The sequence below is a fragment of the Methylobacterium sp. 174MFSha1.1 genome, from assembly GCF_900116815.1.
Lineage (GTDB): Bacteria > Pseudomonadota > Alphaproteobacteria > Rhizobiales > Beijerinckiaceae > Methylobacterium.
Genome location: NZ_FPCB01000036.1, coordinates 23633 through 47142, shown reverse-complemented (window position 1 = coordinate 47142; position 23510 = coordinate 23633). Strand labels below are relative to the sequence as shown.

The 23510-nt window shown below is 71.9% G+C and carries 24 protein-coding genes; 13 read left to right on the top strand and 11 right to left on the bottom strand.

The window, feature by feature from the left end; genetic code table 11:
• Window positions 1-349: 349 nt before the first annotated feature.
• From BM430_RS26595 to BM430_RS26580, 4 genes are read right to left on the bottom strand one after another with little or no spacing between them, the layout of a single operon-like run.
• Window positions 350-1636, bottom strand: coding sequence for an NAD(P)/FAD-dependent oxidoreductase (locus tag BM430_RS26595; protein ID WP_093570250.1), 1287 nt, complete (start codon window positions 1634-1636; stop codon window positions 350-352).
• Window positions 1637-1646: 10 nt separating this feature from the next.
• Window positions 1647-2378, bottom strand: a complete 732-nt coding sequence (locus tag BM430_RS26590) for an amino acid ABC transporter ATP-binding protein (protein WP_093570249.1) — start codon at window positions 2376-2378, stop codon at window positions 1647-1649.
• Complete coding sequence (locus BM430_RS26585) at window positions 2375-3028, bottom strand: amino acid ABC transporter permease (RefSeq protein ID WP_093570248.1); 654 nt, start codon at window positions 3026-3028, stop codon at window positions 2375-2377. The genes BM430_RS26590 and BM430_RS26585 overlap by 4 nt, the downstream gene beginning before the upstream one ends.
• A gap of 16 nt (window positions 3029-3044) precedes the next feature.
• Window positions 3045-3824: an ABC transporter substrate-binding protein gene (locus BM430_RS26580; protein WP_093570247.1), complete on the bottom strand. Its 780-nt coding sequence runs from the start codon at window positions 3822-3824 to the stop codon at window positions 3045-3047.
• A 112-nt stretch (window positions 3825-3936) separates the two neighbouring features.
• Here BM430_RS26580 and BM430_RS26575 point away from each other — a divergent pair, with 112 nt between their 5' ends.
• Both BM430_RS26575 and BM430_RS26570 read left to right on the top strand, forming a co-directional pair.
• A complete protein-coding gene (locus BM430_RS26575) occupies window positions 3937-4575 on the top strand; it encodes a cupin domain-containing protein (RefSeq protein ID WP_093570275.1) in 639 nt (212 codons plus the stop codon).
• Between the two features lie 95 nt (window positions 4576-4670).
• Window positions 4671-5438: an EAL domain-containing protein gene (locus BM430_RS26570; protein WP_093570246.1), complete on the top strand. Its 768-nt coding sequence runs from the start codon at window positions 4671-4673 to the stop codon at window positions 5436-5438.
• A 301-nt stretch (window positions 5439-5739) separates the two neighbouring features.
• Here the strand turns inward: BM430_RS26570 and BM430_RS26565 are convergent, their stop codons facing one another.
• Window positions 5740-6699, bottom strand: a complete 960-nt coding sequence (locus BM430_RS26565) for a cell division protein FtsX (protein WP_093570245.1) — start codon at window positions 6697-6699, stop codon at window positions 5740-5742.
• 18 nt (window positions 6700-6717) lie between these two features.
• The gene (ftsE, locus tag BM430_RS26560; protein WP_093570244.1) at window positions 6718-7437 is read right to left on the bottom strand and encodes a cell division ATP-binding protein FtsE; all 720 of its coding nucleotides are present in this window, start codon (window positions 7435-7437) and stop codon (window positions 6718-6720) included.
• 230 nt (window positions 7438-7667) lie between these two features.
• On the opposite strand from ftsE, the gene BM430_RS26555 reads away from it, so the two are divergent.
• The 3 genes from BM430_RS26555 (at window position 7668) to BM430_RS26545 (ending at window position 9557) form a co-directional block, all read left to right on the top strand.
• A complete protein-coding gene (locus tag BM430_RS26555; RefSeq protein WP_093570243.1) occupies window positions 7668-8390 on the top strand; it encodes a zinc-ribbon domain-containing protein in 723 nt (240 codons plus the stop codon).
• Between the two features lie 14 nt (window positions 8391-8404).
• Entirely contained in the window at window positions 8405-8974 is a 570-nt protein-coding gene (gene hpt, locus BM430_RS26550; protein WP_093570242.1) for a hypoxanthine phosphoribosyltransferase, read from the top strand.
• Between the two features lie 202 nt (window positions 8975-9176).
• A complete protein-coding gene (locus BM430_RS26545) occupies window positions 9177-9557 on the top strand; it encodes a response regulator (protein WP_093570241.1) in 381 nt (126 codons plus the stop codon).
• 6 nt (window positions 9558-9563) lie between these two features.
• Here the strand turns inward: BM430_RS26545 and BM430_RS26540 are convergent, their stop codons facing one another.
• Window positions 9564-10463: a LysR family transcriptional regulator gene (locus BM430_RS26540; protein ID WP_093570240.1), complete on the bottom strand. Its 900-nt coding sequence runs from the start codon at window positions 10461-10463 to the stop codon at window positions 9564-9566.
• 106 nt (window positions 10464-10569) lie between these two features.
• On the opposite strand from BM430_RS26540, the gene BM430_RS26535 reads away from it, so the two are divergent.
• Window positions 10570-11547, top strand: coding sequence for a quinone oxidoreductase family protein (locus BM430_RS26535; protein WP_093570239.1), 978 nt, complete (start codon window positions 10570-10572; stop codon window positions 11545-11547).
• 242 nt (window positions 11548-11789) lie between these two features.
• Here BM430_RS26535 and BM430_RS26530 read toward each other — a convergent pair whose 3' ends face one another.
• Complete coding sequence (locus BM430_RS26530; RefSeq protein WP_093570238.1) at window positions 11790-12314, bottom strand: TspO/MBR family protein; 525 nt, start codon at window positions 12312-12314, stop codon at window positions 11790-11792.
• Between the two features lie 185 nt (window positions 12315-12499).
• Here BM430_RS26530 and BM430_RS26525 point away from each other — a divergent pair, with 185 nt between their 5' ends.
• Both BM430_RS26525 and BM430_RS26520 read left to right on the top strand, forming a co-directional pair.
• Window positions 12500-13654: a trans-sulfuration enzyme family protein gene (locus BM430_RS26525; RefSeq protein ID WP_093570237.1), complete on the top strand. Its 1155-nt coding sequence runs from the start codon at window positions 12500-12502 to the stop codon at window positions 13652-13654.
• Between the two features lie 92 nt (window positions 13655-13746).
• The gene (locus BM430_RS26520; protein ID WP_093570236.1) at window positions 13747-14211 is read left to right on the top strand and encodes a hypothetical protein; all 465 of its coding nucleotides are present in this window, start codon (window positions 13747-13749) and stop codon (window positions 14209-14211) included.
• A gap of 9 nt (window positions 14212-14220) precedes the next feature.
• Here the strand turns inward: BM430_RS26520 and BM430_RS26515 are convergent, their stop codons facing one another.
• The 3 genes from BM430_RS26515 to mdoH all read right to left on the bottom strand — a co-directional run bounded on the left by BM430_RS26515 (window position 14221) and on the right by mdoH (window position 17339).
• Window positions 14221-14811, bottom strand: a complete 591-nt coding sequence (locus tag BM430_RS26515; protein ID WP_093570235.1) for a PIN domain-containing protein — start codon at window positions 14809-14811, stop codon at window positions 14221-14223.
• Between the two features lie 3 nt (window positions 14812-14814).
• Window positions 14815-15270, bottom strand: a complete 456-nt coding sequence (locus BM430_RS26510) for a helix-turn-helix domain-containing protein (protein WP_093570234.1) — start codon at window positions 15268-15270, stop codon at window positions 14815-14817.
• A 101-nt stretch (window positions 15271-15371) separates the two neighbouring features.
• Window positions 15372-17339 (bottom strand): glucans biosynthesis glucosyltransferase MdoH, encoded by a 1968-nt coding sequence (gene mdoH, locus BM430_RS26505; protein WP_093570233.1) that lies wholly within the window; start codon window positions 17337-17339, stop codon window positions 15372-15374.
• 203 nt (window positions 17340-17542) lie between these two features.
• Here mdoH and BM430_RS26500 point away from each other — a divergent pair, with 203 nt between their 5' ends.
• From BM430_RS26500 to BM430_RS26480, 5 genes are all read left to right on the top strand, one after another.
• Window positions 17543-18661 (top strand): NAD-dependent epimerase/dehydratase family protein, encoded by a 1119-nt coding sequence (locus BM430_RS26500; protein ID WP_093570232.1) that lies wholly within the window; start codon window positions 17543-17545, stop codon window positions 18659-18661.
• On the top strand, window positions 18661-19749 hold the full coding sequence (locus BM430_RS26495) for an NAD-dependent epimerase/dehydratase family protein (RefSeq protein ID WP_093570231.1): 1089 nt from the start codon (window positions 18661-18663) through the stop codon (window positions 19747-19749). The genes BM430_RS26500 and BM430_RS26495 overlap by 1 nt, the downstream gene beginning before the upstream one ends.
• 216 nt (window positions 19750-19965) lie before the next feature.
• Complete coding sequence (locus BM430_RS26490; RefSeq protein WP_093570230.1) at window positions 19966-21264, top strand: TIGR04295 family B12-binding domain-containing radical SAM protein; 1299 nt, start codon at window positions 19966-19968, stop codon at window positions 21262-21264.
• Complete coding sequence (locus BM430_RS26485; protein WP_093570229.1) at window positions 21249-22421, top strand: glycosyltransferase family 4 protein; 1173 nt, start codon at window positions 21249-21251, stop codon at window positions 22419-22421. Before BM430_RS26490 ends, BM430_RS26485 begins: the two co-directional genes overlap by 16 nt.
• Window positions 22418-23506 carry a CgeB family protein gene (locus BM430_RS26480; protein ID WP_093570228.1) on the top strand — a complete coding sequence of 363 codons (1089 nt, stop codon included), beginning with the start codon at window positions 22418-22420 and terminating at the stop codon, window positions 23504-23506. The genes BM430_RS26485 and BM430_RS26480 overlap by 4 nt, the downstream gene beginning before the upstream one ends.
• Window positions 23507-23510 lie beyond the last annotated feature (4 nt).

The window sequence follows — 23510 nt, the reverse complement described above, 5'->3', positions numbered from 1 at the left end:
AGCCGCAGGCCGAAATCGCGCCTCGCCGAGAGAGAGGCCGAGTATAGGACCGGGTTTCGATTTCAAGGGCAGGCGGATCGTTTCGCCACGATCGCCCCCGGACGGCGGCGGGCGGGACGGGATGATCGTGCAGGCCCGAGAGAATACGACGCGGCGCCACGGATCCGGCGGCTTCGTGCCCGGCCGGCCGGAGACGCGTGGAAGTCGCAAGAAAACCGGGAAACAATCCGGCACCAGGACGACGGTTCCTCTGCGTTCCGGCGGAACCGGGACAGCGGCGTGAGACCCGCGATGCAGCCCCAAGAACGCTCGGCGCCGTGCCGCGACGCCCCTCCACTTGCCGCCCCGGCTACAGCCCTCCGTCGCGGAACCGGTACCAGGCGACCACCGCCGAGGCGTAGAGCCGGTGCAGCCGGTGCAGCGGCAGCGGCGTGATCGGCGTGGGGGCGAGGGGCAGCGCGTCGGCGTCGCCCCGGGCGAGATAGGCGGCGATCGCCTGGCCCATGCGGGTCTGGAGGCCGACGCCCCGGCCCTGGCAGCCGATATCGATGAGGAGGCCGGGCTCGGGCGCGTGCAGGTGGGGCAGGTAGTCCCGGGTGACCGCGACCCGGCCGCACCAGCGGTGGTCGAAGCCGATGCCGGCGAGCTGCGGAAACAGCTTTGGGACGATCCGCTCCAGATGCGCCCAGTCGCCCTGGCCCCTCGGCTCGCGGAACGGCCCGCGCCCGCCGAGCAGCAGCCGGCCGGTATGGTCGAGGCGGAAGTAGAGCAGGAGCTTGCGGGTGTCGGAGGAGACCTGGCCCTCCGGCAGCACGCTGCGGCGCAGGTTGTCGGAGAGCGGCGTGGTCGCGACCTGGAACGAGTTCGCGGCGATGATGGTCTGGCGCAGGTTCGGCCACAGGTCGCCCGAATAGCCGTTGGTGCAGAGCACCACCCGCTCGGTGGTCAGGCTCGGGCCGGCCTTCGTCCGCACCGTCCAGGTCGCGCCCTGCCGCGACAGGCCGGTGACGGGCGTGTCGGTGTGGATGCGGGCCCCGGCCGCCAGCGCGGCGCGGGCGAGGCCGCGGGCGTAGGAGAGCGGCTGCACCGCGCCGCCGCGCCCGTCGAGCCAGCCGCCGCGGTAGCGCTCCGAGCCGATCAGCCGGTCGGTCTCGGCCTTGTCGAGGAGGCGCGCCGGGGCGCCGCGCCGCGCCCATTGCTCGGCCCGGCGCTCGGCCTGGACCAGCCCCTCGTCGGTATGCGCGCCCTGGATCCAGCCGGTGCGGGTGTGGGGCACGTCCATGCGGTGCTTCGCGATGAGGTCGAACACCGCGTCGGCGGTGCCGGCCCCGAAGGCGGCGAGGCGCTCGCCGCGCTCAGGCCCGAACAGCTGCACCAGTTCGTCGGGATCGTGCTTGAGGCCCGGGATCACCTGGCCGCCGTTGCGGCCCGAGCCGCCGAAGCCGATCTCGCGCGCCTCCAGCACCACGGGCTTGAGGCCTCCTTCCGCGAGGTGGAGCGCCGTCGACAGGCCGCAGAAGCCGCCGCCGATCACCACCACGTCGGCCCGGCCGGATTCGGCGAGCGGGGTCGTCGCGGGCGCGGGCGCGGCGGTGGTGGCCCAGAGGGCGGGCCCGAGGGGGAAGGGTTCGGTCATGGGACACTCGTCACAGCGGGTTCAGCACCCGCCTCAAAAAGTCCTGGGTGCGGGGCTGCTGCGGGCGGCCGAGCACCTCGCGGGCCGGACCCTCCTCGACGATCACGCCGCCGTCGAGGAAGAGCACCCGGTCGGCGACCTCGCGGGCGAAGCTCATCTCGTGGGTGACGACCACCATGGTCATCCCCTCCTCGGCGAGCCCGCGCATGACGCTCAAGACCTCGCCGACGAGCTCCGGGTCGAGGGCCGAGGTCGGCTCGTCGAACAGGATCGCGTCGGGCCGCATGGCGAGCGCCCGGGCGATGGCGACCCGCTGCTGCTGCCCGCCCGAGAGCTGTTGCGGGTGGGCCTCCTCCTTGCCGGAGAGCCCGACCCGGGCGAGCAGCGCCCGGCCGCGCTCGGTGGCTTCCTTCCGGTCCTCGCCCTTCACGTAGACCGGCCCCTCGACGACGTTCTCGAGCGCCGTGCGGTGGGGAAACAGGTTGAAGCGCTGGAAGACCATCGAGACCTGGACCCGGACAGTGCGGATCGAGTGATGGCTGCGGTCGACCTTGCGGCCGTTCACCGTGATCGTCCCGGATTCGTAGGACTCGAGGCCGTTGATGCAGCGCAGCACCGTCGACTTGCCCGAGCCCGACGGCCCGATCACGCAGACCACCTCGCCCTTCGAGACCTGCGCGGTGATGCCCTTCAGGACCTGCAGCGCCCCGAAGGACTTGCGGACGTCGTCGAGCACGATCATCGCCGGCCGGCCTGCTTCTCGAAGTGGCGCACGATCAGGATCAGCGGCAGGCTCAAGGTCAGGTACATCAGCGCGACGAGGGTGAACACGCTGGTGTTCTTGAAGGTCGCCGAGGCGATGAGCTTGCCCTGGAGTGCCAGCTCCGCGACCGTGATGGTCGAGGCCTGCGAGGAGTCCTTCAGCATCATGATCATCACGTTGCCGAAGGGCGGCAGTGCGGTGCGGAAGGCCTGCGGCAGCAGCACCCGCCGCATGGTCAGCCCCCAGCCCATGCCGATGGTCTGCGCCGCCTCGACCTGGCCCTTGTCGATCGCCTCGATGGCGGCGCGGAAATTCTCGGCCTGGTAGGCCGAGTAGGCGAGGCCGAGGCCCAGCACGCCCGCCTGCACCGCCGAGAGCGACAGCCCGAAATCCGGCAGCACGAAGTAGATGTAGAACAGCTGCACGATGATCGGGATGCCCCGGATCACGTTGATGAAGGTCGCGGCGAAGAACGAGAGCGCCCGTATCCCTGAGACCCGCATCATCGCCCAGACGAGGCCGAGCGCGGTCGAGACCACGAGCGAGCCGACCGTGATCAGGATCGTCAGCCACACGCCCTGGAGCAGGATCGGCACGAACTCGCGGGCGTCAGACAGGAAGCCGTCCATGGAACCGGCGATCCGCTCAGGACGGGTTCACGGAGGGCTGCAGGCCCCACTTCTCCAGGATCTTGGCGAGCTCGCCGTTCTCCTTGATCTTGGCGAGGCCTGCGTTGATCTTCGCCAGCAGCGCGGTGTCGTCCTTGCGCACGCCGATGCCGACCGAGCCGACGACCACCGGCTTGTACGAGGCGACGAGGTGGGCATTGGGGAAGTTTCCGCTCTTGAGGTTGTAGGCGATGATCGGCGAATCGGCAAAGATCGCCTTGACCCGGCCGGCATTGACGTCGCGCAGCATGTCCGGGAACGTGTCGTAGACCTTCACGTCGGCGAACTGGCCCGACTTCTTGAGCGCATCGACGAAGGCGGTGCCGACCTGCGCGCCCACCGTCTCGCCCTTGAGGTCGGAGAAAGTGGTGTAGGCCTTGGTGTCGGCCTTCGGCACCACCATCCCCTCGCCGTAGGAATAGACCGAGCCGGAGAACGCGATCACCTCCTGGCGCGGCGGCGTGATGAACATCGCGGCCGAGATCGCGTCGATCTTCTTGGCGGTGAGCGCCGCGATCAGGGTCGAGAACTGGAACGGCTCGATCTGCACCGAGAAGCCGGCCTGCTTGCCGATGGCGGTGATCACGTCCACCATCACGCCCTGGATGGTGTTGGTCTTGGTGTCGAGGAAGGTGAAGGGGACGCCCGTCGGCGTCGAGCCGACCCGGACCGTCTCCTGCGCCAGGGCGGGACGGGCGAGGGCACTCCCTGCGAGCAGCACCAGGGCCGCCCCTGCGGCCCGAACGAGACGCTTCATCCTGTTCTCCCCTGCCGGCTTCGTTCGGCTCTTCGGCGGTTCACCGCTCGAATTTCATTGACATGAACATCAGGCCATATTTCGCTGCTTCTCGCAATCGAATTTCATGCGCATGAAACAGGCGGCAGATCGACCATCAAACGGGCAAGGGAGCGGGCAAGTGAGCAAGCTTGCCGGCGGCCCAGTGGCGGCCGATCTCGCGGTCGGGCAGCGGCTGCGCTCCTTGCGGCAGGCGCGCGGCCTGTCGCTGAAGGCGGTAGCGGCATCGACCGGGCTGTCGATTGGCTATCTTAGCCAGGTCGAGCGCGGCCTGTCCTCGCCGTCCCTGCGGGCGCTGACGCAGGTGGCCGACCTCCTCGGGGTCGGGATCGGTGCGCTGTTCGGCGGGCCCGAGGGGGCCGGGGCCGATGGGATCGTCACCCGGGCCGGCGAGCGGGCGGCGCTCACGCTCTGGCGCGCCGGCATCACCAAGCAGCTGCTGACGCAGGGCGACGGGCGCTTGAGCCTGTTCCTGATGCAGCTCGCGCCCGCTTCCGGGACCGGCGACGAGGCCCTGGTCCATGACGGCGAGGAGGCCGGCCTGGTGATGGAGGGCGCCCTCGTCCTCACGGTGGAGGAGACGACGGCGGAGCTCGGGCCCGGCGACAGCTTCCGCTTCGCCAGCCGGCGCCCGCACCGCTACCGCAACCCGTCCCCCGACCGGATCGCCGTAGTGCTGTGGGTCAACGCCGTGCCGCGGGCGGGGGAGTGACGCGCAAGGAATATCATCCTGATCCGGGCGACCGCCTTCATCTTGCGTGAAGACAACGGTGGGAGGGTATCCGGAGACGGAGCCGGACCAGTGCCATGACGAAGCGCAGCGGGTGCGAGCAGTGCAGGAGCGGCGAGCCGCTGCCCTTCGCCTTCACGATGGCGTTCCACCCGATCGTCGACCTCGCGCGGGGCGCCGTCTGGGGCTACGAGGCCCTGGTGCGCGGCACCGAGGGTCAGGGCGCAGGGTACATCCTCGACCAGGTCGACGACGGCAACCGCTACCGCTTCGACCAGGCCTGCCGCACCAAGGCGATCGAGCTCGCGGGCGGGCTGTTTCCGGCCGGCGACCTGCGGCTGTCGATCAATTTCCTGCCGAACGCCGTCTACGAGCCGGCGGCCTGCATCCGGGCGACCCTGGAGGCGGCGCGGCGCATCGGATTCGCGCACCAGCGGATCATGTTCGAGTTCACCGAGAACGAGCGCATGACCGACGTCGCCCACGTCCAGCGCATCGTCACGGATTACCGCCAGCGCGGCTTCCTCACGGCGCTGGACGATTTCGGCGCCGGCTATGCGGGCCTCGGCCTGCTGGCGCGCTTCCAGCCTGACCTGATCAAGCTCGACATGGAGCTGATCCGCGGCATCGCCGGATCGCCGGCCCGACAGGCGATCGTGTCGGGGGTGATCGGCATCGCCCGGGCGCTCGGCGTCGCGGTGATCGCCGAGGGGATCGAGACGCCCGAGGAACTCGGGGCATTGCGCGAGGCCGGCATCACCCTGTTCCAGGGCTACCTCTTCGCCCAGCCGACGGTCGCGGCCCTGCCGGAGCTGAACCTGCCGGGGCTGCGGCAGGCGGCGTGACGCTCCGGGATCGCGTGGGCATCAAGGCTGCCATGACGGAATGCCGCGACGCGGACAGTGAATGCCGTCGGATCAAACGGGCAAAACATCTTTCATCAGCACGCCCTTTCCCGGACGACTGCAGCGTCAGCGGAAGGAGATCCGGGATCCAGCGCGAGAATCCGCGAAGCGTTTGCTTGTCTGCAACGCTGCAAGAGCAGAGCCGCTTCGCGGCAATCCTCTCCTGGATCCCGGATCTCCTTCCGCTTCGCTGCAGTCGTCCGGGAAAGGGGGAGGAGCTTGCGGGGATGATCCTGCTTGATTAGTCCAGGAACCGCCGCACGGTCAGGCGCGAGACGACCGCGGTGACGACCGAGGCGATGACCCCGATCAGCACCACGCTGGCATAGCCGCGCCAGCCGATCGCGAAGCCGCCGAACAGCGCCTCGAGCTCGTCGCCCGCGGGCCCGGCGCGCCACACCCGCGCGAGCGCGCCGCCGGCCCCGATCACCGCGAGCGCCGCGACGGCGCCGATCGCCCCGCCGCGCAACCCCAGGCGGAAGAAGCGGCGCTGGAATTCCCGGGCGATGAAGTCGGCGTCGGCGCCGACGAAGTGCAGCACCTCCACCACCTCGCGGTTGCCCGCCATCGCGCCGCGGGTCGCGAAGGTGACGGCGAGCCCAGTGGCGAGCAGCACCAGGGCCACGACCGCCACGCCGACGCCCACGACCGTGTTCGCCATGGTCGAGAGGCGCGAGAGCCACAGCGCGTGGTCGTCGAGGCTCGCCACCCCCGGCAGGGCCTCGGCGAGGCGCTGGCGCAAGGCGCCGAGATCGGGGGTGCTCGACCCCAACCGCACCGTGATGAGCCGCGGCACCGGCAGGTCGCCGAGATCGAGGCCGCTGCCGAGCCAGGGTTCGAGCAGGCGCTCGGATTCCGCCTTGGTGAAGGGCCGCGTCGAGGCGATGCCCGGGGTGCTGGCGGCGAGCGAGGCCGCTTTGGCGACGTCGGCATCGGTGTCGCGGCCCGGCCCCGGCCGGACCTGGATCGTCACCTCCTGCGCCACCGAGCCCTGCCACTGCGCCGCGCTCGAGGCGACGATCTCGGCGCCCCCGGCGCAGAGGGCGGCGAGGAAGGTCAGGATCGCGATCACCGCGGCGAGCGCCCGGCCGGCGCTGGTGTCGGTCGGCACCAGCGCCGCGTTGCGGCGCAAGGTGGGCGGCAGGTCGGGGCCGGGCGCCTCGCGCCGCGGCGGCCGCTCCAGGGTGGCTCCTTCAGACATGATCTGCCTCCCCGCGGCTCATCCCTCGATCCGCAGGCGGTTGTTGCCCAGGACGAACCGGCGCGCGTCGACGAGGTCCATCAGGGCGAAGTCGTGGGTGGCGATCAGCACCGAGGTGCCGAGGCGGTTGAGCTCGACGAACAGGCGCAGCAGGCGCCGGCCGAGCTGGGGGTCGACGTTGCCGGTCGGCTCGTCGGCGAGCAGCAGTTCCGGCCGGGCGATCAGCGCCCGGGCGATCGCCGCGCGCTGCTTCTCGCCGCCGGACAGGAGCGGCGGCAGCACGTGCATGCGCTCCCCTAAGCCCACCCAGCGCAGGAGCTCCACCACCTCGGCCCGGTAGCTCGTCTCGGCCCGGCCCTGGACCCGCAGGGGCAGGGCGACGTTCTCGTAGGTCGTCAGGTGGTCGAGCAGGCGGAAATCCTGGAACACCACGCCCATGCGCCGGCGCAAGCTCGTCAGCGCGCCGCTCGAGATGCCGCTCACCTCCTCGCCGAACACCGAGACGAGGCCCCGGCTCGGCCGCACCGAGAGCAGGATCAGCCGCAGCAGCGTCGTCTTGCCGGCGCCCGAGGGGCCGGTGAGGAACTGGAACGAGTGCGGCGCGATGGTGAAGCTGATGTCGCTCAGGATCTCGGGGCCGACCCCGTAGCGCATGCCGACATTCTCGAACCGGACCACCGGCTCGTCCATCCCGCCGAGCAGGCTGCCCCCGGTCCCCCGGTCCTTTCTCGCGTCCATCCGGTCTCCCTGCGCGCCGGTCCCCATGTCCGACCGGTCCTCACGTTCCGCGTCGCTCGATATCCCGCGTCGCCTGCCCGGGCCCGCCCGGCGCGAGCGCCAAGTCAGCCGCCAAGTCGCCCGCCAAGCCGCCGCGGGCGCCCCGGCGATCCGCCCCGCTTTACCACGCATTAAGGCTGACGCGGGAGGAGTCGTGATCCGGCCTCGGTGCCGCGCCCGACTGATTCGCCATGCTGATCGTCTGTCCCGCCTGCGCAAGCGAATATACGCTCGATCCCGAGCAGATCGGCCCGGCCGGGCGCACCGTGCGCTGCGCCGCCTGCCGCGAACCCTGGTTCGTCTCCGCCCCCGCCGCGGAGCCGGGGCCCGACCTCTCGCCCCCGGGCGAGGCGGTGTTCTCCGCCGCCGGGACCGCCCCGCCCCGCCGCGCCGGGGCGCGGGCCGCGAAGGCAGTCGCCACCGGGCGGCCGTCGCGCCGGCACCTCGCCGGGGCGGCGCTGGCGGCCGCGGGCTTCGTTGCCGTCGTGCTCGCCCTGGTCCCGGCGGGCCGGGCCGGGATCGTGCGCGCCCTGCCCCAGACCGCCCGGCTCTATGCGGGGCTCGGCCTGCCGGTGAACCTGCGCGGCCTCGCCTTCCGGGACGTCGCCGCCTACCAGGTGCCGGACACCTCCGGCAGCGGCCGCGTCGTGGTCGAGGGCGACCTGGTGAGCGCCGCGAAGGAGGCGGTGGCGGTGCCGCCGCTGCGCCTCGAACTGCGCGACGAGCACGGCCAGGTCGTCTACCGCTGGACCGCCCCGGCGCCGCGGGACCGGCTCGAACCCGAGGAGACCGCCCGCTTCCGGGCGGAGCTGCCGAACGCGCCGGCCAGGGGCCGCGACGTGCTGGTCCGCTTTGCCGCGGTTGACAGCGGGGATTCTGCCGTCAGCCTGAGGGCTCCGACGAACCCCAAGTGACCCAGCCGAGATCGATGAACCCGCCCCTGCCCCGCGTCCGCGTCCTGTTCGACGAATCCGCCATCGCGCAGCGCAACGAGGAGATCGCCCGCGCCATCGCGAGCCAGCCGCTGGAGAACCTCCTGGTGGTGGCGGTGCTCAAGGGCAGCTTCATGTTCGCCGCCGACCTGATCCGGGCGCTGCACCGGGCGGGTCTCGCGCCACAGGTCGAGTTCATCCACCTGTCGAGCTACCGCGCCGCCACGGTGTCGTCGGGACAGGTGGCGATCCTGCGCGACGTCGAGAGCGAGGTGCGCGGGCGCGACGTGCTCCTGATCGACGACATCCTCGAATCCGGTCGCACCCTCGTCTACGCCAAGGACCTCCTGATGGCCCGCGGCGCACGCCGCGTGCTCACCACCGTGCTGCTGGAAAAACCCGGCAAGCGCGCGGTGACGATGGATGCGGATTACGTCGGCTTCACCTGCCCGGACGTGTTCGTGGTCGGCTACGGGATGGACGTCGCCCACGCCTTCCGGCAACTGCCCTATGTCGGCCTCGTCGATTACGGCGACGGCGGCCCGGACCTGTTCGACAAGGTATAGGGTTTCGGGGGTTCGGACCGCAGTGTCAGGGCCCGGAGCGGTGCGCGTTTGCAACGCCGGCGCGCCGCGCTCCGGAAAGCGGCACGAATTCGGAACCGTAGCTGCCGCAACGGCTTGACCCGGTGCTGCCGGCCCCGTCACACTTGCCGCGTCCGCGTGGTTCTCCGGCCCGGAGCGACGAGAGGACGAGAGACGAGAGGACATGGCGCGCATCCTGCTGGTCGACGACGAGGAACCGATCCGCGGCTTCCTGAAGCGCGGGCTGGAGATGGACGGCCACACGGTCGTGACGGCGGTCGACGGCAGCGACGGTCTCGACCGCCTGTCCGAGACCGCGTTCGACCTGATGCTGACCGACATCCGCATGCCGCTGATGGACGGCATCGCCCTGGCGCTCGCCGCCAAGCGCGACTATCCGGACCTGACGATCCTGCTGATGACGGGCTTCGCCGACCAGCGCGAGCGCGCCCGCGGCCTCGACGCGATCGTCGCCGACGTGCTGACCAAGCCCTTCACCCTCGCCGACATGCGCGCCACCGTGTCCCGCACCCTGCGCGGCGCCGGGGCGGTGGCGGCACGCTGACCTGCTTCACTCCGCGGGAGCCGGGCCGGCGAAGCGGGCGAGCGCGAAATCGATGAAGGACCGCAGCTTCGGGGTGATCCGCCGGTCGGGCGCGTAGAGCAGGTGCATCGGCCGGGAGACGGGCCGATGATCCGGCAGCACCGGCACCAGATGGCCCGCCGCCACGGCGTCCCGCACCAGGGCGGTGGGTTGCAGCAGAAGGCCGAGGCCGGCGAGCGCCGCGGTCAGGAGCGCCTGTCCGTTATTGACCAGGAGCCGGTACGACACCTCGACCGTCTCCGGGCCCTCCGGCCCGACGAAGCGCCACTGATCCCCCGTCGCCATGTAGGCGAAACCCAGGCATTCGTGCTGCCGGAGGTCGGCCGGCGCGCGCGGCGCGCCCCGCGCCGCGAGGTAGGACGGGGCGGCGCAGAGGGCGAAGTCCATCGGGCGCAAGGGGCGGGCGATCAGGCCGTTCCCGGCCGGCGGACCGACGCGGAAGATCACCTCGTAGCCCTCTTCGATCAGGTCGGCCTTCCGGTCCGAGAGGGTCAATTCGACGTCGACCTGCGGGTAGGCCGCCAGATAGGCGGGCAGCGCCCGGGCGAGGTCGTAGGCGCCGAAGGTGACCGGGGCGTTCACGCGGATCTGGCCCCGCGGCACCGCCTGGCTGCGCGCCGCCACCGCCTCCGCCGCCTCGACCTCCGCCAGGATGACGCGCACCCGCTCGTAGAGGTCGCGCCCCGCCTCGGTCAGGCTCTGCCGGCGGGTCGTGCGGTGGATCAGCCGGACGCCGAGATGCTCCTCCAGCAGGCGCACCTGCTTGCCGACCGCCTGCGGCGAGAGCCCGAGCAGGTCGCCCGCCGCCGAGAACGAGCCGGTCTCGACGGCCCGGGCGAAGGCCTCCATGCCCGCGAGACGGTCCATCGATTGCAAACCCGGCGTTTCGAATTTTGAATGCGGGCCCGGATTTATCACGGTCCCCGGCGGGTTCATACCGGGACCACGAGCGGAGCGGATCAGAGGAGAGGGCATGACGACCCAACGCCGCGTGGTGATCACCGAGTTCGGCCCGCCAGAGGTCATGACGCTGCAGAGCGGGGAGTTGGCCGCGCCCGGACCGGGCGAGGTGTGCCTGCGCCAGACCGCGATCGGCTTCAACTTCATCGACATCTACCAGCGCCGGGGCATCTACCCGCTCGAGCGGCCGACCGGGCTCGGCTTCGAGGCGGCGGGCGTGGTCGAGGCGGTGGGGCCCGGCGTGATGGACGTGACGCCCGGCGACCGCGTGGCGTATATGAATGCCGGCGTCGGCGCCTATGCCGACCGGCGCAACGTGCCGGCGGGGAAGCTCGTGCGGCTGCCCGACGGCGTCGGCGACGAGACCGCCGCCGCCCTGCTGTTCAAGGGCATGACGGCGCAGTACCTGCTGCGCAAGACCCATGCGGTCCAGGCGGGCGACCTGCTGCTGGTCCATTCGGCCGCCGGCGGCGTCGGCCAGATCCTGACCCGCTGGGCCACGGCGCTCGGCGCCACGGTCATCGGCACCACCGGCTCCGCGGCCAAGCGCGACGCCGCGCTCGCCGCCGGATGCAAGGCCGTGATCGACATCGACGGTGACTGGCCCAAGGCCTTCCTGGAGGCGACCGGCGGCGCCAAGGCCCGGGTCGTCTACGACGCGGTCGGCAAGGACACCCTGCTGAAGTCGCTCGACTGCGCCGCCCCGTTCGGGCTCGTCGTCTCCTACGGCGCGGCGTCGGGGCCTGCCCCGGCGATCGACCCGGAGCTTCTGAACAAGAAGGGCTGCCTGTTCCTCACCCGCCCCTCGGTCTTCCCGCACAACGCCGACCCGGCCACCTTCCGGGCCAACGCCGCCGACCTGTTCGACGCGATCGGCCGCGGCCACGTCGCGGTCGATATCGGGGCCCGCTTCCCCCTCGACCGGGTGGTGGAGGCGCACGAGGCGGCGGAGGCGCGGACGGTGACCGGGGCGATCGTGCTGGTGCCGTGAGGCGGGCGGAAAACTCGGATCGCTCAACGAATTTCTTAACCCTCCGCGTCATCCCGGGGCCGCGATAGCGGAGCCCGGGATCCAGACACGCAAGTGGCAGAGAATAGAGCGGCACGCTTTTCGCTCTATTCTGAACGATCCGCGATTCTGGATCCCGGGCTCCGCTATCGCGGCCCCGGGATGACCCTGTGAGTTGGCAATTCGGGCGGCTCTCGACGGGCCGCCCCTCAAATGGTCCGCTCTCAGTTCATCCACCAGATCGCCGCGTTGAGCGCGCTCGCATAGGCCACCCAGGCGGCGTAGGGCACGAGGACGAGGGCGGCGAGGCGGTCGAGCGGCAGGAACAGCCGGATCGTCCACAGGATCATCACCAGCAGGGCGACCACCACGACGAGGCCGCCGCCGAGGTCGTGCCGGGCGAAGAAGACCGGGGTCCAGGCGCCGTTGAGGGCGAGCTGGACGAAGAACGCCCACAGCGCGAGCGTCCGGGTGCGCCGCAAGGACCCCGTCGCCGGGGCGGTGCCGAGCACCCGCCAGCCCGAAAAGGCGATCAGCGTGTAGAGGATCGTCCAGGCGACCGGAAACAGCCAGTTCGGCGGCGTGAAGCCGGGCTTGGCGAGGCCCGCGTACCAGGTCGGGATGTTCGGCGTCGTCGCGAGACTTCCCACGACCGCCACCGCGGCGACGGGGGCGATCGCCGCGAGGAGGCGCGGCACGGGCGAGAGGACGGGCCGGGCGGGACGGTGAAGCGTTGCGGTCGGCGGCATCTCGGGCTCGGGTGCTGTGTGTCTCTCACGAAACTCCCGATCACCGTCGTCGCTCGCTCTGGCGACGTCAGCGCAACGGGAGTTTTGTGAGGTGCGCTATACCGGGATGGAGGTTGCGCGCCGGCACCGGTTCTGCAAGGGCGGCGGGGGAGCAAAAAGATCCCCGTCATATCCTGGAGTCCGGCATGAGCAGCGCCCCGCGCCAATGGTCGAAGAAGAGCCTCGCCGCCCAGGCGCTCGGCCACGTCGACCCGGTCACGAAGGCGGTGGTGCCGCCGATCCACGTCGCCACCACCTATATCCGCGATCCCGACAACCAGTATTCCTCCGGCTACGTCTACGGCCGGCCCGACAACGCCACGGTGCGCGAGGCGGAAGCCGTGATCGCGATGCTGGAGGAGGCCGAGGCCGGCGCGCTCCTGTTCTCCTCCGGCATGGCCGCCGCCACGGCGGTGTTCGGCGCCCTCGACCCCGGCGACCACATCGTGGCGCCGACCGTGATGTACTGGGCTTTGCGCCGCTGGCTGTCCGAAGAGGCGACCCGCTGGGGTTTGAGGGTCGATTTCGTCGCGACCGACGATCTCGATGCGTTGAAGGCGGCGGTGCGGCCCGGCGAGACCAAGCTCGTCTGGCTCGAGACGCCCTCGAACCCGCTCTGGACCGTCACCGACATCGCGGGGGCCGCCGGGATCGCCCACGCGGCCGGGGCGCGGCTCGCCGTCGATTCGACCGCGAGCTCGCCGGTGGTGACCCGGCCCCTGATGCTCGGCGCCGACGTGGTGATGCACGCCGCCACCAAGGTGCTCAACGGCCATTCCGACGTGATCGCCGGGGCACTCGCCGGCGCGAAATCCGACGAGTTCTGGGCCCGGATCCAGCGCATCCGCTCCGGCAACGGCGCGATCCTGGGGCCCTTCGAGGCCTACCTCCTGATGCGCGGCATGCGCACCCTGCACGTGCGCATCGCAGCCCAGATGGCGAATGCCGGGGAGCTGGCCCGGCGGCTCTCGGCCCATCCGGCGGTGGCCCAGGTGCTTTATCCGGGCTTGGCCCAGCATCCCGGCCACGCGGTGGCGGCGCGCCAGATGACCGGCGGCTTCGGCACCATGCTGTCGATCCGTGTGGCGGCGGGCGAGGCGGCGGCGATCCGGACGGCGGCCCGGGTGGGCTTGTGGAAGCGCGCGACGTCGCTCGGCGGCGTCGAGAGCCTGATCGAGCACCGCGCCTCGATCGAGGGCCCGAGCACCCCCTGCCCGCCGGACCTGCTGCGGCTCTCGGTCGGCATCGAGGATGCGGACGACCTCTACGCCGACCTGGACCAGGCCCTGCAACAGGAGTGACGGGCCGGACAATCCGGCCGCGGGAGCTTCCGGCACTGTCCGCGCGTTGAACCGGCGAAGCTTTTTCTTCTCCGGTTCACGGGAGACCCACCATGCCCGCCGCCCTGCCCTTCGCGCTCCTCGGCGCCCACCTCGTCCTCGTCGCGGCGGATGGTCCGCCGCGGCTCGACATCGAAGGCACCTGCAACTCCCCCGGCCGCGCCTCGGTCAGCCAGGAAGCCGGCTCGGACGGCTGCCTGCGCTCCGAGCGCTCGGCGGGCGACGAGCTGCGCAAGCGCTGGGGCCAGTTCTCCGGCTCGGCCAAGACCCAGTGCTCGCAGCAATCGACCGCCGGCGGCTTCCCGAGCTACGTCGAGATGCTGACCTGCCTCGAACTCGCCAGCGGCAGCGTTCCGGTGACGAGCCCGCGCAACGGCGCCACCGCCGGCCAGGGCAGCCCCGCCACCACCGGCAGCGTCCGCGGCCGCGCGAACGAGCGCGCCGACAGCCTCACCGCCGAGCCGGCGCCCAGCCAGCGCACCGATCCGATCAAGGTGCTGGGCAAGCCGGCGCAGTAAGGGCCGGCGCTACAGCACGGCAGCGTAGGGGCGGAGCACGTCGACTGTCTCGATGAGGCCGGCAGCGTCCATGTCGACGAGAAGCGCCTCGGGGTGCTTCTCGGGCCGCTTGAACCGTAGCCGCATCGTACGGATTGCAGCAGTCGCCCGACCCATGTCGAGCGCGATCGTATCGGCGAGAAAGCCGTCGGTGGAACGAGCCTCGAGATCCAAAGGCAGAAGAATCTCAGCCGGAAAATCCTTCAGGTTGTCCGTCACGATGACGGACGCTCGCGTCTTGATAGCCGCAGCCAGGACGTGGGCATCGTCCTTGTCCGGCAGGCTTTCACCGTGGATCAGGAGATCCGTGAAGCCTGTGACCATGGCCTCCTCGAACGCTGCCTCCATGTTGGCTCGTGCGCGCGTTGCATGGGCATCAGCGTCGGGAACGCCTTTGCCTGACAGGATCTCGGCGATGGCGCGCTCCGTCTCCGTCAAGACGGGGTCTGACCATCGGACGCGGAAAAACTCGGCTTCCGCCAGAGTCAGCAGCAGGTTCCGCTTCAGGGCACCGGCGAGTGCACAGGCATCGATGAAGGCAGTGAAACGGCTGGCGAACATCGCTCAGAGATGCTCGGCATCCATCTCCGCCAGGGCGGACAACGCCTCGCCCCGCTTGGCATCCCGCGCTCGCTTGTAGTCGAACAGATGCTCCGCCTTGATCCGGCGGTGCCGCCCGACCAGCGTGTGGGGGATCTCCTGCCGGTCGAGCAAGGAGATGAGGAACGGCCGCGAGACGTTCAGCAGGTCGGCCGCCTGCTGGGTGGAGAGCATCTGCCCGACCGGCACCAGCGTCACCGCATGGCCGCTGCCGACATGCCGCAGCAGGTCGATCAGCAAGTTCGACAAGGCGGGAGTGAGCGTCACCTCGACCGGGGTTTTGGCCTGGTCGAGGATGCGCAGGCTCGTTCGGTCGGTCGCGTGACTTGCCAGGATCGTGCGGAGCTGGTTGGCCGCCGCCCGCTCGTCGTCCGAGGGAAGGCGACGACCAAGAGGTTCGACGTAGGCCGGCGCAGTCATGAAGGCCCCCTCTTTCCGAACCGAAGCGACCCCACTATTCGCAACAATCGCAACGAACGCAACAGTCGAAACGCGGGGATCGTGAGAGGCGTTCCGGCCGCTCAGATGTCCCTTGACGGCAGCGCCTTCGCGTCGTCGGTCGCCGTGGCGAGCCAGACCGGAGCCTCGCCGCGCACCGGCTGCGACCGGGCCGGGACCGATGGCGCGGCGCGGGCGGCGGCGAGGTCGCGCAGCTCCAGCGCCTGGGCGGTGTCGTCGACCGTGAGGAACAGGCCGCGCCGGCGGGCCGCCTGGCCGAGATCGGCCCGGCTGGTCAGCACGCTGAGGGCCGGGCTCGCCAGCAGGGCGAGGACCAGCGGCGCCATCCAGAGCGTCAGCAGCGGGTCGGAGGCGTAGGCCACGGCCGCCGCCAGCAGGATGCCGGCGACCAGCGAATCGGCCTGGAGCCGGCAGGCCTCGGACCACGGCACCCGGCGGTCGTCGCGCACCTGGGTGTCCCAGCGCACCACCCTCCCGGCGAAGGTGGTCGCGACCGCACCGGCATTGAACAGGGTCATGACCGGCCAGAGCAGCACCCACAGGGCCTGTTCGAGGGCGGCGCTCACGAGCAGGCTCCGCGTGCCCCCGAAGGCGGCGCGGCGCTGAGGGGACATGAGGACGTGGCCGAGGCTCAAGAGCTTCGGGGCCGCCAGCGCGGCGAGGCTCAAGGCCGCCAGGATCGCCGCCGCCGGACCCTCGCCGGCGAGCCCGTAGGCGAGGAGCCCGAGATCGCCGTCGCGGATCGCCAGCCAGGTCCCGAGGCCTAAGAACGCGACCCAGACCGGCGAGGCGAGGTAGGACAGGATGCCCGCGCCGAGGTGCCAACGGCTGCCGGCGGTGAGGCCGGGCAAGCCGATGATGCCGAGATGCTGCAGGTTGCCCTGGCACCAGCGCCGCTCGCGGCCGAGCAGGTCGGTGAGGTTGGTGGGCATCTCCTCCCAGGTGCCGGGCTCCTCCGGCAGGAGGCGCAGCTCCCAACCGGCCCGGCGCAGGAACGCCCCCTCGACCGTGTCGTGGCACAGGATCTCGCCGCCGAGCGGCGCGCGGCCGGGCAGCACCGGCAGGTCGGCATTGGCCGCGAAGGCTTTGACGCGCAGGATGGCGTTGTGGCCCCAGTAGCCGCCGTCCGGCCCCTGCCAGGTCTCCAGCGCCCGGATCGAGAGCGGAGCGTAGAGCCGCACGGCGAATTGCTGGATGCGGGCGAACAAAGTGTCGCGCCCGGCGGCGTAGCTGACCGTCTGGATCAGGCCGGTGCGCGGATTCTCCTCCATCAGCCGCACCAGGCGGCGCATGGCCGCACCGGTCATCAGGCTGTCGGCGTCGAGCACGATCATGAAGTCGTACTCGTGGCCGTAGGTGGCGCAGAACTCGCCGATATTGCCGGCCTTGCGGCCGGTATTCTCCCGCCGGCGCCGGTAGCGGATCGCCGGCAGGCCGGACCCGGCTTTCTCGCGCCAAGCCTCCTCACGCCATGTCTGGATGCGGGCGAATTCGCGCTCCTCGGCCGCTGCGATCTCCGGGTCGCGTGTGTCGCTGAGGACGAAGATGTCGAGGTCGCGCCCGTCGCCGCCGGTGCGGGCGAGCGACCGCGCCATCACGCGGATCGCCGCGAAGACCGCGGCCGCGTCCTCGGCGTGGATCGCCACGACGGCGGCGGTGCGGCTGCGGCCGCTCGCCACCGGCGGCAGGACGGCCGCCTGCCGCTCGACCCGCGACATCACCCGGGCCCCGAGGCCGGCGGCGAGCGCGCCGTAGAGGTAGGTCCAGGCGATGTAGGATTGCCAGGCCATCGCCAGGCAGAACAGCGCGAGCACGGCCGCTTCGAGCGGCCCGTCCGGCACGCCGGTCGCGGCGAGCGCCGCGAGGGCGAGGGCGAGCGCCGTCGCGACGGTCGGCACGAAGAGGGCCAGGCGGCGGCGGCGCAGGGACGCGGCCTCCCGCCGGGCGTCTTCCTGGACGTCCTGCCGTTGGGTGAATTCCGCGCCGGGCGCAGCCGGCACCGCATCGTGCGACGAGGGAACGAGGGGCATGGAGGGGTCGCGTGAACTCGGTGGAGGGGAGCCGAAGCGGGACGCCGGTCGAGCGCCGTCCAGGCGCTATCCCGCTGACATCTCTTGGAGCAATCGGGCTGAATGACGCCAGAACGATGACACCTGTTCGCGGCGTTCGCGCCCCATAGATACGGGAGGGAGGTATCGGCCGCCCCAGGCCGGCAGCGAAAGGAGCGCGACTTGTGCCGCAGACCATCCTGATCACCGGCGGGGCCGGCTTCATCGGCCGGGCCGTGGCGCGGGCCCTCGTCGCCCGGGGCGACCGGGTGCGCGTGCTCGACAGCCTGATCGAGCAGGTGCACGGGACACGGGCGAGGCCCGAGGGGCTGCCGGACGCGGTCGAGCTGCGCCGCGGCGACATCCGCGACGGGCGCGCGGTGGCCGATGCCGTGGCCGGCGTCGACGCGGTGATCCACCTCGCCGCCGAGGTCGGGGTCGGCCAGAGCATGTACGACGTCGACCGCTACGTCGCGGTCAACGAGCACGGCACCGCGATCCTGTTCCAGGCCCTGATCGAGCGTCCGGTGCGGCGGGTGGTGGTCGCCTCCTCGATGAGCGTCTACGGCGAGGGGCTGTATCGCGGCGCCGACGAGCGGGTGCGCGAGGAGGTCGTGCGCCAGCCCCGCTCCGGCCCCGACGCGCCCTGGGACCCCCTCGACGAGGAGGGGCGGCCGCTCGTGCCGGTGCCGACCCCGGAATGGAAGCGCCCGGCCCTGGCCTCGGTCTACGCGCTGGGCAAGTACGCCCAGGAGCGCCTGACCCTGATGCTGGCCCCGGCCTACGGCATGGAGGGCGTGGCCCTGCGCCTCTGGAACGCCTACGGGCCGGGCCAGGCACTCTCGAACCCCTATACCGGGGTGCTGGCCATCTTCGCCTCGCGCCTGCACAACGGCGCGAGCCCGGTGATCTTCGAGGACGGGCACCAGCGGCGCGACTTCGTGCAGGTCGACGACGTGGCCCAGGCCTTCCTGCTCGCCCTCGACCGGCCCAGGGCCGCCGGCCAGGTCTACAACATCGGCTCGGGCGAGGACCGGTCGGTGCGCGAGGTCGCGGCGCTTCTGGCCCAGGCGATGGGCCGGCCGGAGCTGACGCCGGAGATCGCCGGCAAGGCCCGGGCCGGCGACATCCGCCACTGCATCCCGGACATCACCAAGGCGCGCGAGGAGCTGGGCTACCGCCCGGCCCGCGACTTCGCGGACGGGCTCAGGGAACTCGCCGCCTGGGTGGCGGAGCAGGAGGAGGCCCGCGACCGGGTCGAGGAGGCGCGCCGCGAGCTCGACCGGCGCGGGCTGGTGGCGTGATGACGGGTCACACCACGACCCCTCCCGCCGTCACCGGACGGCGCCCGGTCCTGATCACCGGCGGCGCCGGCTTCATCGGCTCGAACCTCGCCGATGCCCTCGCGGCGGAGGGGCGGGACGTGCTCGTCTACGACGCCCTGTTGCGCCCGGGCGTCGAGGCCAACCTCGCCTGGCTGAAGGAGCGCCACCCGCAGCGGATCTCCGCCGTGACGGCGGATCTGCGCGATGCCGGCTCCCTCGCGGCCGCGGCGGCGGAGGCCTCCTCGGTGGTCCACCTCGCCGCCCAGGTCGCCGTGACGACGAGCCTGACCGATCCGGCGGCGGATTTCGCCGTCAATCTCGGCGGGACGCTGAGCCTGCTCGAGGCCCTGCGCCGGCGCCCCGACCCGGCGCCGCTCGTCTTCGCCTCGACCAATAAGGTCTACGGCGACCTCGCCGACCTGACCTACCGACGGGTGGGAGACGCCTACGCGCCGGAGGATCCGGCGATCCTGGCCCACGGCGTCGGCGAGGACCGCCCCCTCGATTTCCACACGCCCTATGGCTGCTCGAAGGGCGGGGCCGACCAGTACGTGCTCGACTACGCCCGCAGCTTCTCGGTGCCGACCTGCGTCCTGCGGATGAGCTGCATCTACGGCCCGCGCCAGATGGGCACCGAGGACCAGGGCTGGGTCGCGCATTTCCTGATCCGGGCGCTGGAGCGCGAGCGGATCACGGTCTACGGCGACGGCTGCCAGGTGCGCGACGTGCTCGATGTTGGAGACGCCGTCGCGGCCTACCGGGCGGCGCTGGCGCGGATCGGGCAGGTGACGGGCCGGGCCTACAATCTCGGCGGGGGCCCGGCCAACGCGGTGTCGCTGCGCCGGGTGCTCGCGGCCATCGAGGGCCTCGTCGGCCATCCCCTCGACCTGGGCTTCGAGGAGTGGCGCGCCGGCGACCAGCGCTACTACGTCTCCGACACCCGCCGCGCCGCCGCCGATCTTGGGCTCGGGGCGCCGCTGCCCTGGCACCGGGGGCTGACGCGGCTGGCGGAATGGCTCGCCGAGAGCCGGGGCCTGCGCCTCAATCCCCGGGCGGTGCCGGCCTGAGCCACGCGCGAGAGGCGATCCGGTTCCCGCCTCGAGCCTGCGAAAACGGCATGGCGCCCGACGCGCCATGCGCCTGCGGCATGCCAGTCGGCCCATTGGTATCAATCGCTTAACCGCATTCGGGCGAAAAGCCCTTGTCGTCCGGAGCGGCCCCGCCACTTCTCAATAGTCGCCCCCAGTATCTGCGATGCCCGTTCCCGGTCCAGGACAGCCGCTTTGAGAATCGCCCTCGTCAACCCGACCTGGAGCTTCGAGAACAGCATCTATTTCGGGTGCCGTTCCCCGCACCTGCCGATCGAGCTCGGGGCCTGCAAGGTTCTGCTGGAACGGGCGGGCCACGCGGTGCTGATGCTGGACGGGGCCCTCGACGGGCTCTCGCTGGCGGCCCTGGCCGAGCGGGTGGCGGAGTTCGCCCCCGACATGACGGTGGTGACCACCGCCCCGACCTACCTGTTCTGGCGCTGCGCCCAGCCCGAATTGCGGGTGCCCCGCGCCTTCCTCGACGCGCTCGGGGATCGCGGCGGCCGCACCGTCGCAGTCGGCCCGCACGGCTCGGTCACGCCGGAGACGACGCTCGCCAAGCTCGCCTGCGACATCGTGGTGCGCGGCGAGTGCGAGGAGGTGGTGACGCGATTGGCCGAGGGCGGCCTTGCCCGGCTCGATGCCGTGCCGGCCCTCGCCTTCCGCGATCGCGGGGAAACGGTCGTCACCGGCGGACCGGCGGCGACGCGCTTCGTCGATCTCCCGGCCCTGTCCTGGCCCGACGCCTGGGTGGCGCGCCACACCCACCACCACCACCGCTTCGACCGGGCGCCGGAGGGGCCGGGCGCCGAGATCGAGGCCTCGCGCGGCTGCCCTTATTCCTGCACCTTTTGCGCCAAGATCGACTTCCGGGACGCGTATCGGCGGCGCGCGCTGCCGCATGTCCTGGAGGAGGTCGACCGCTTGATCGCGCAAGGGACGACCTACCTCTACTTCATCGACGAGATCTTCCTGCCGCAGAAGCCGCTGCTGGAGGCCCTCGCCGCACGCAAGGTGGAGTTCGGGGTGCAGACGCGGATCGACCTGTGGAAGCCCGACATGCTCGACCTGCTCGGGGCTGCGGGCTGCGTCTCGATCGAGGCGGGCGTCGAGAGCCTGACGGAAGCCGGCCGCGCGCTGCTCGACAAGAAGTGCCGCGCCTCGACCGACGACCTCGCCGAGCGCCTGATCCATGCCCGCCGCTCGGTGCCGTTCGTGCAGGCGAACCTCATCAAGGTCGCGGGCGACGATCCGGAGTTGGTGGCGGCCTGGCGGGACCGCCTGCGCGCCGCCGGCGTCTGGGCCAACGATCCCGTGCCGCTCTACCCCTATCCGTCCTCGCCGGATTACCGCCGCCTCTGGGGCGAGCCGGACGGCGAGGCCTGGGAGCGGGCGCACGCCCATTACCTCGGCCAGTTCGACCGCTTCAGCGACATCCAAGAGGAGCGGCCGGCCCCGTTGCGCGAGTTGGAGGCGGCATGCTGCCCAGCCTGACGGTCCCGGCCGGACGTCCCCTCCCCTACCGGGGGGCGCCGGCTCTCAACCTGTTCATGACCGTCGATGCGGTCGGCGGCGTCTGGCAATACGGGCTCGACCTCGCCGAGGAGCTGACCCGCCAGGGCGTCGGGGTGACGCTGGCTGTGCTGGGGCCCGAGCCGAGCCAGGACCAGCTCCGCGCCGCCCGCGCCATCCGCGGCCTCGCCCTCTGCCCCCTCGGGGCGAGCCTCGACTGGACGGCGCTGACCCCCGGCGAGGTCGAGGCCGCCGCCGCGATGGTCGCCCGCGAGGCCGAGCGGGCCGGCGCCGACCTGATCCACCTCAACAGCCCGGCGCTCGCGGCGCTCACCGAGTTCTGCGCTCCCGTGGTGGCGGTGGCGCATTCCTGCGTGGCGACCTGGTGGGCGGCGATGCGCCCGGGCCCGCTGCCGCCGGACCTCGCCTGGCGGGCGAGCCTCACGGCGGAGGGCTACCGCCGGGTCGACGCGTTGCTCAGCCCGACCCGCGCCTTCGCGGAGGCCACCGCCGCGACCTACGGCATCGCCCCGCCCCGGGTGGTGCGGAACGGCCGGCGCACGCCCGCCTCCCGCGGGCACCGCACCCCGGCGGGCACGGCCGCCTCGCCCTTCGCCTTCACCGCCGGCCGGCTCTGGGACGAGGGCAAGAACGCCCGCACCCTCGACCGGGCCGCCGCCCGGATGCAGCTGCCGCTGCTCGCCGCCGGCGACCTGAAAGGCCCGAACGCGGCACAGTTTACCCCCGAGCACCTGCGGCCGCTCGGCCGCTTGAGCGACCAGGACGTGGCGCGCTGGCTCGCCGGCAGCCCGATCTACGCCTCCGCCTCGCGCTACGAGCCCTTCGGCCTCGGCGTGCTGGAGGCGGCGAGCGCCGGATGCGCCCTCGTGCTCTCCGACATCCCGACCTTCCGCGAGCTGTGGGACGAGGCGGCGATCTTCATCGCGCCCGACGACGAGGCGGGCTTCGCCCACGCCATCGAGATGGTGGCGGCCGACCCCGCCATCCGGGCGCGGCTCGGCGCCGAGGCGCGGATGCGGGCCGAGGCGTTCACGGTCGAGGCGATGACGGCGGGCGTACTCGACGCCTACCGGGCCGTGCTCGAGGCTCCGCCCCTGCGGGCCGGGATGCCGGCGTGAGGATCGTCGCCTTCACGCATTCCCTGCGCTCGTGCTGGAACCACGGCAACGCCCATTTCCTGCGCGGCGTGCTGCGCGAGCTGCAGGCCCTCGGCCACGCGGTCGCCGCCCACGAGCCGGCGGGCGCCTGGAGCGTCGAGAATCTCCGTCGCGACCACGGCGAGGCGGGCCTCGCCTCGTCGCTGGCGCCCTACCCGGAGCTGAGAGCCACGGTCGACCCGCCGGGCTTCGACCTCGACGCCGCGCTCGACGGCGCCGACCTCGTGCTGGTGCACGAATGGAACGAGCCGGCCCTCGTCGCCCGCATCGGCGCGGCGCGGCGGAACGGCGGCCGGTTCACCCTGCTCTTCCACGACACCCACCACCGCGCGGTGAGCGAGCCCGACGCGATGCGGGCCTACGACCTCTCGGGGTATGACGGCGTGCTGGCCTTCGGCGAGACGCTGGCCGAGGTCTATCGCGGCTGGGGCTGGGGGAACCGCGTTGTCGTCTGGCACGAGGCCGCCGATACCCGCCTGTTCCAGCCGCCGGCGTCGGAAGGCCCCCGCGCGGGGCTGGTCTGGATCGGCAACTGGGGCGACGGCGAGCGCAGCGCCGAGCTGGAGCACTTCCTGTTCGGGCCGGCGCAGCGGGCGGGCCTGCCCCTCGACGTCTGGGGCGTGCGCTATCCGGACGCCGCGCTCGCGACGCTGGAGCGCCACGGCGCGCGCTACCGCGGCTGGCTGCCCAATGCCCGCGCCCCGGAGGTGTTCGCCCGCCACCTCGCCACCGTGCACGTGCCGCGGCGCTTCTACGTCGAGGCCCTGCCGGGCATCCCGACGATCCGGGTGTTCGAGGCGCTGGCCTGCGGCATCCCCCTGGTCTCGGCGCCGTGGCGCGACAGCGAGGGCCTGTTCACGCCGGGGAGCGATTTCCTGGTGGCCCCGGACGGCGCGGCGATGGAACGGCACCTGCGCGACCTGGCACGCGATGCGGGCTTGCGGGCCGAACTCGTGGCTCACGGCCTGCGGACGATCCGGGCGCGGCACACCTGCGCGCACCGCGCGGCGGAGCTGCTGGCGGTGGCGGAGCGGCTGCGGCGGTAAGCGA

Bases quoted from the DNA above. Each gene is read 5' to 3' on its own strand.
- BM430_RS26485 (WP_093570229.1), top strand. From the start codon at position 21,249: ATGCTGCCCAGCCTGACGGTCCCGGCCGGACGTCCCCTCCCCTACCGG.
- BM430_RS26565 (WP_093570245.1), bottom strand. From the start codon at position 6,699: ATGTCTGAAGGAGCCACCCTGGAGCGGCCGCCGCGGCGCGAGGCGCCC.
- BM430_RS26510 (WP_093570234.1), bottom strand. From the start codon at position 15,270: ATGACTGCGCCGGCCTACGTCGAACCTCTTGGTCGTCGCCTTCCCTCG.
- BM430_RS26525 (WP_093570237.1), top strand. From the start codon at position 12,500: ATGAGCAGCGCCCCGCGCCAATGGTCGAAGAAGAGCCTCGCCGCCCAG.
- ftsE (WP_093570244.1), bottom strand. From the start codon at position 7,437: ATGGACGCGAGAAAGGACCGGGGGACCGGGGGCAGCCTGCTCGGCGGG.
- BM430_RS26555 (WP_093570243.1), top strand. From the start codon at position 7,668: ATGCTGATCGTCTGTCCCGCCTGCGCAAGCGAATATACGCTCGATCCC.
- BM430_RS26535 (WP_093570239.1), top strand. From the start codon at position 10,570: ATGACGACCCAACGCCGCGTGGTGATCACCGAGTTCGGCCCGCCAGAG.
- BM430_RS26545 (WP_093570241.1), top strand. From the start codon at position 9,177: ATGGCGCGCATCCTGCTGGTCGACGACGAGGAACCGATCCGCGGCTTC.
- BM430_RS26575 (WP_093570275.1), top strand. From the start codon at position 3,937: ATGAAACAGGCGGCAGATCGACCATCAAACGGGCAAGGGAGCGGGCAA.
- BM430_RS26540 (WP_093570240.1), bottom strand. From the start codon at position 10,463: ATGGACCGTCTCGCGGGCATGGAGGCCTTCGCCCGGGCCGTCGAGACC.
- BM430_RS26570 (WP_093570246.1), top strand. From the start codon at position 4,671: ATGACGAAGCGCAGCGGGTGCGAGCAGTGCAGGAGCGGCGAGCCGCTG.
- hpt (WP_093570242.1), top strand. From the start codon at position 8,405: ATGAACCCGCCCCTGCCCCGCGTCCGCGTCCTGTTCGACGAATCCGCC.
- BM430_RS26530 (WP_093570238.1), bottom strand. From the start codon at position 12,314: ATGCCGCCGACCGCAACGCTTCACCGTCCCGCCCGGCCCGTCCTCTCG.
- BM430_RS26515 (WP_093570235.1), bottom strand. From the start codon at position 14,811: ATGTTCGCCAGCCGTTTCACTGCCTTCATCGATGCCTGTGCACTCGCC.
- BM430_RS26590 (WP_093570249.1), bottom strand. From the start codon at position 2,378: ATGATCGTGCTCGACGACGTCCGCAAGTCCTTCGGGGCGCTGCAGGTC.
- mdoH (WP_093570233.1), bottom strand. From the start codon at position 17,339: ATGCCCCTCGTTCCCTCGTCGCACGATGCGGTGCCGGCTGCGCCCGGC.
- BM430_RS26520 (WP_093570236.1), top strand. From the start codon at position 13,747: ATGCCCGCCGCCCTGCCCTTCGCGCTCCTCGGCGCCCACCTCGTCCTC.
- BM430_RS26595 (WP_093570250.1), bottom strand. From the start codon at position 1,636: ATGACCGAACCCTTCCCCCTCGGGCCCGCCCTCTGGGCCACCACCGCC.
- BM430_RS26495 (WP_093570231.1), top strand. From the start codon at position 18,661: ATGACGGGTCACACCACGACCCCTCCCGCCGTCACCGGACGGCGCCCG.
- BM430_RS26585 (WP_093570248.1), bottom strand. From the start codon at position 3,028: ATGGACGGCTTCCTGTCTGACGCCCGCGAGTTCGTGCCGATCCTGCTC.
- BM430_RS26580 (WP_093570247.1), bottom strand. From the start codon at position 3,824: ATGAAGCGTCTCGTTCGGGCCGCAGGGGCGGCCCTGGTGCTGCTCGCA.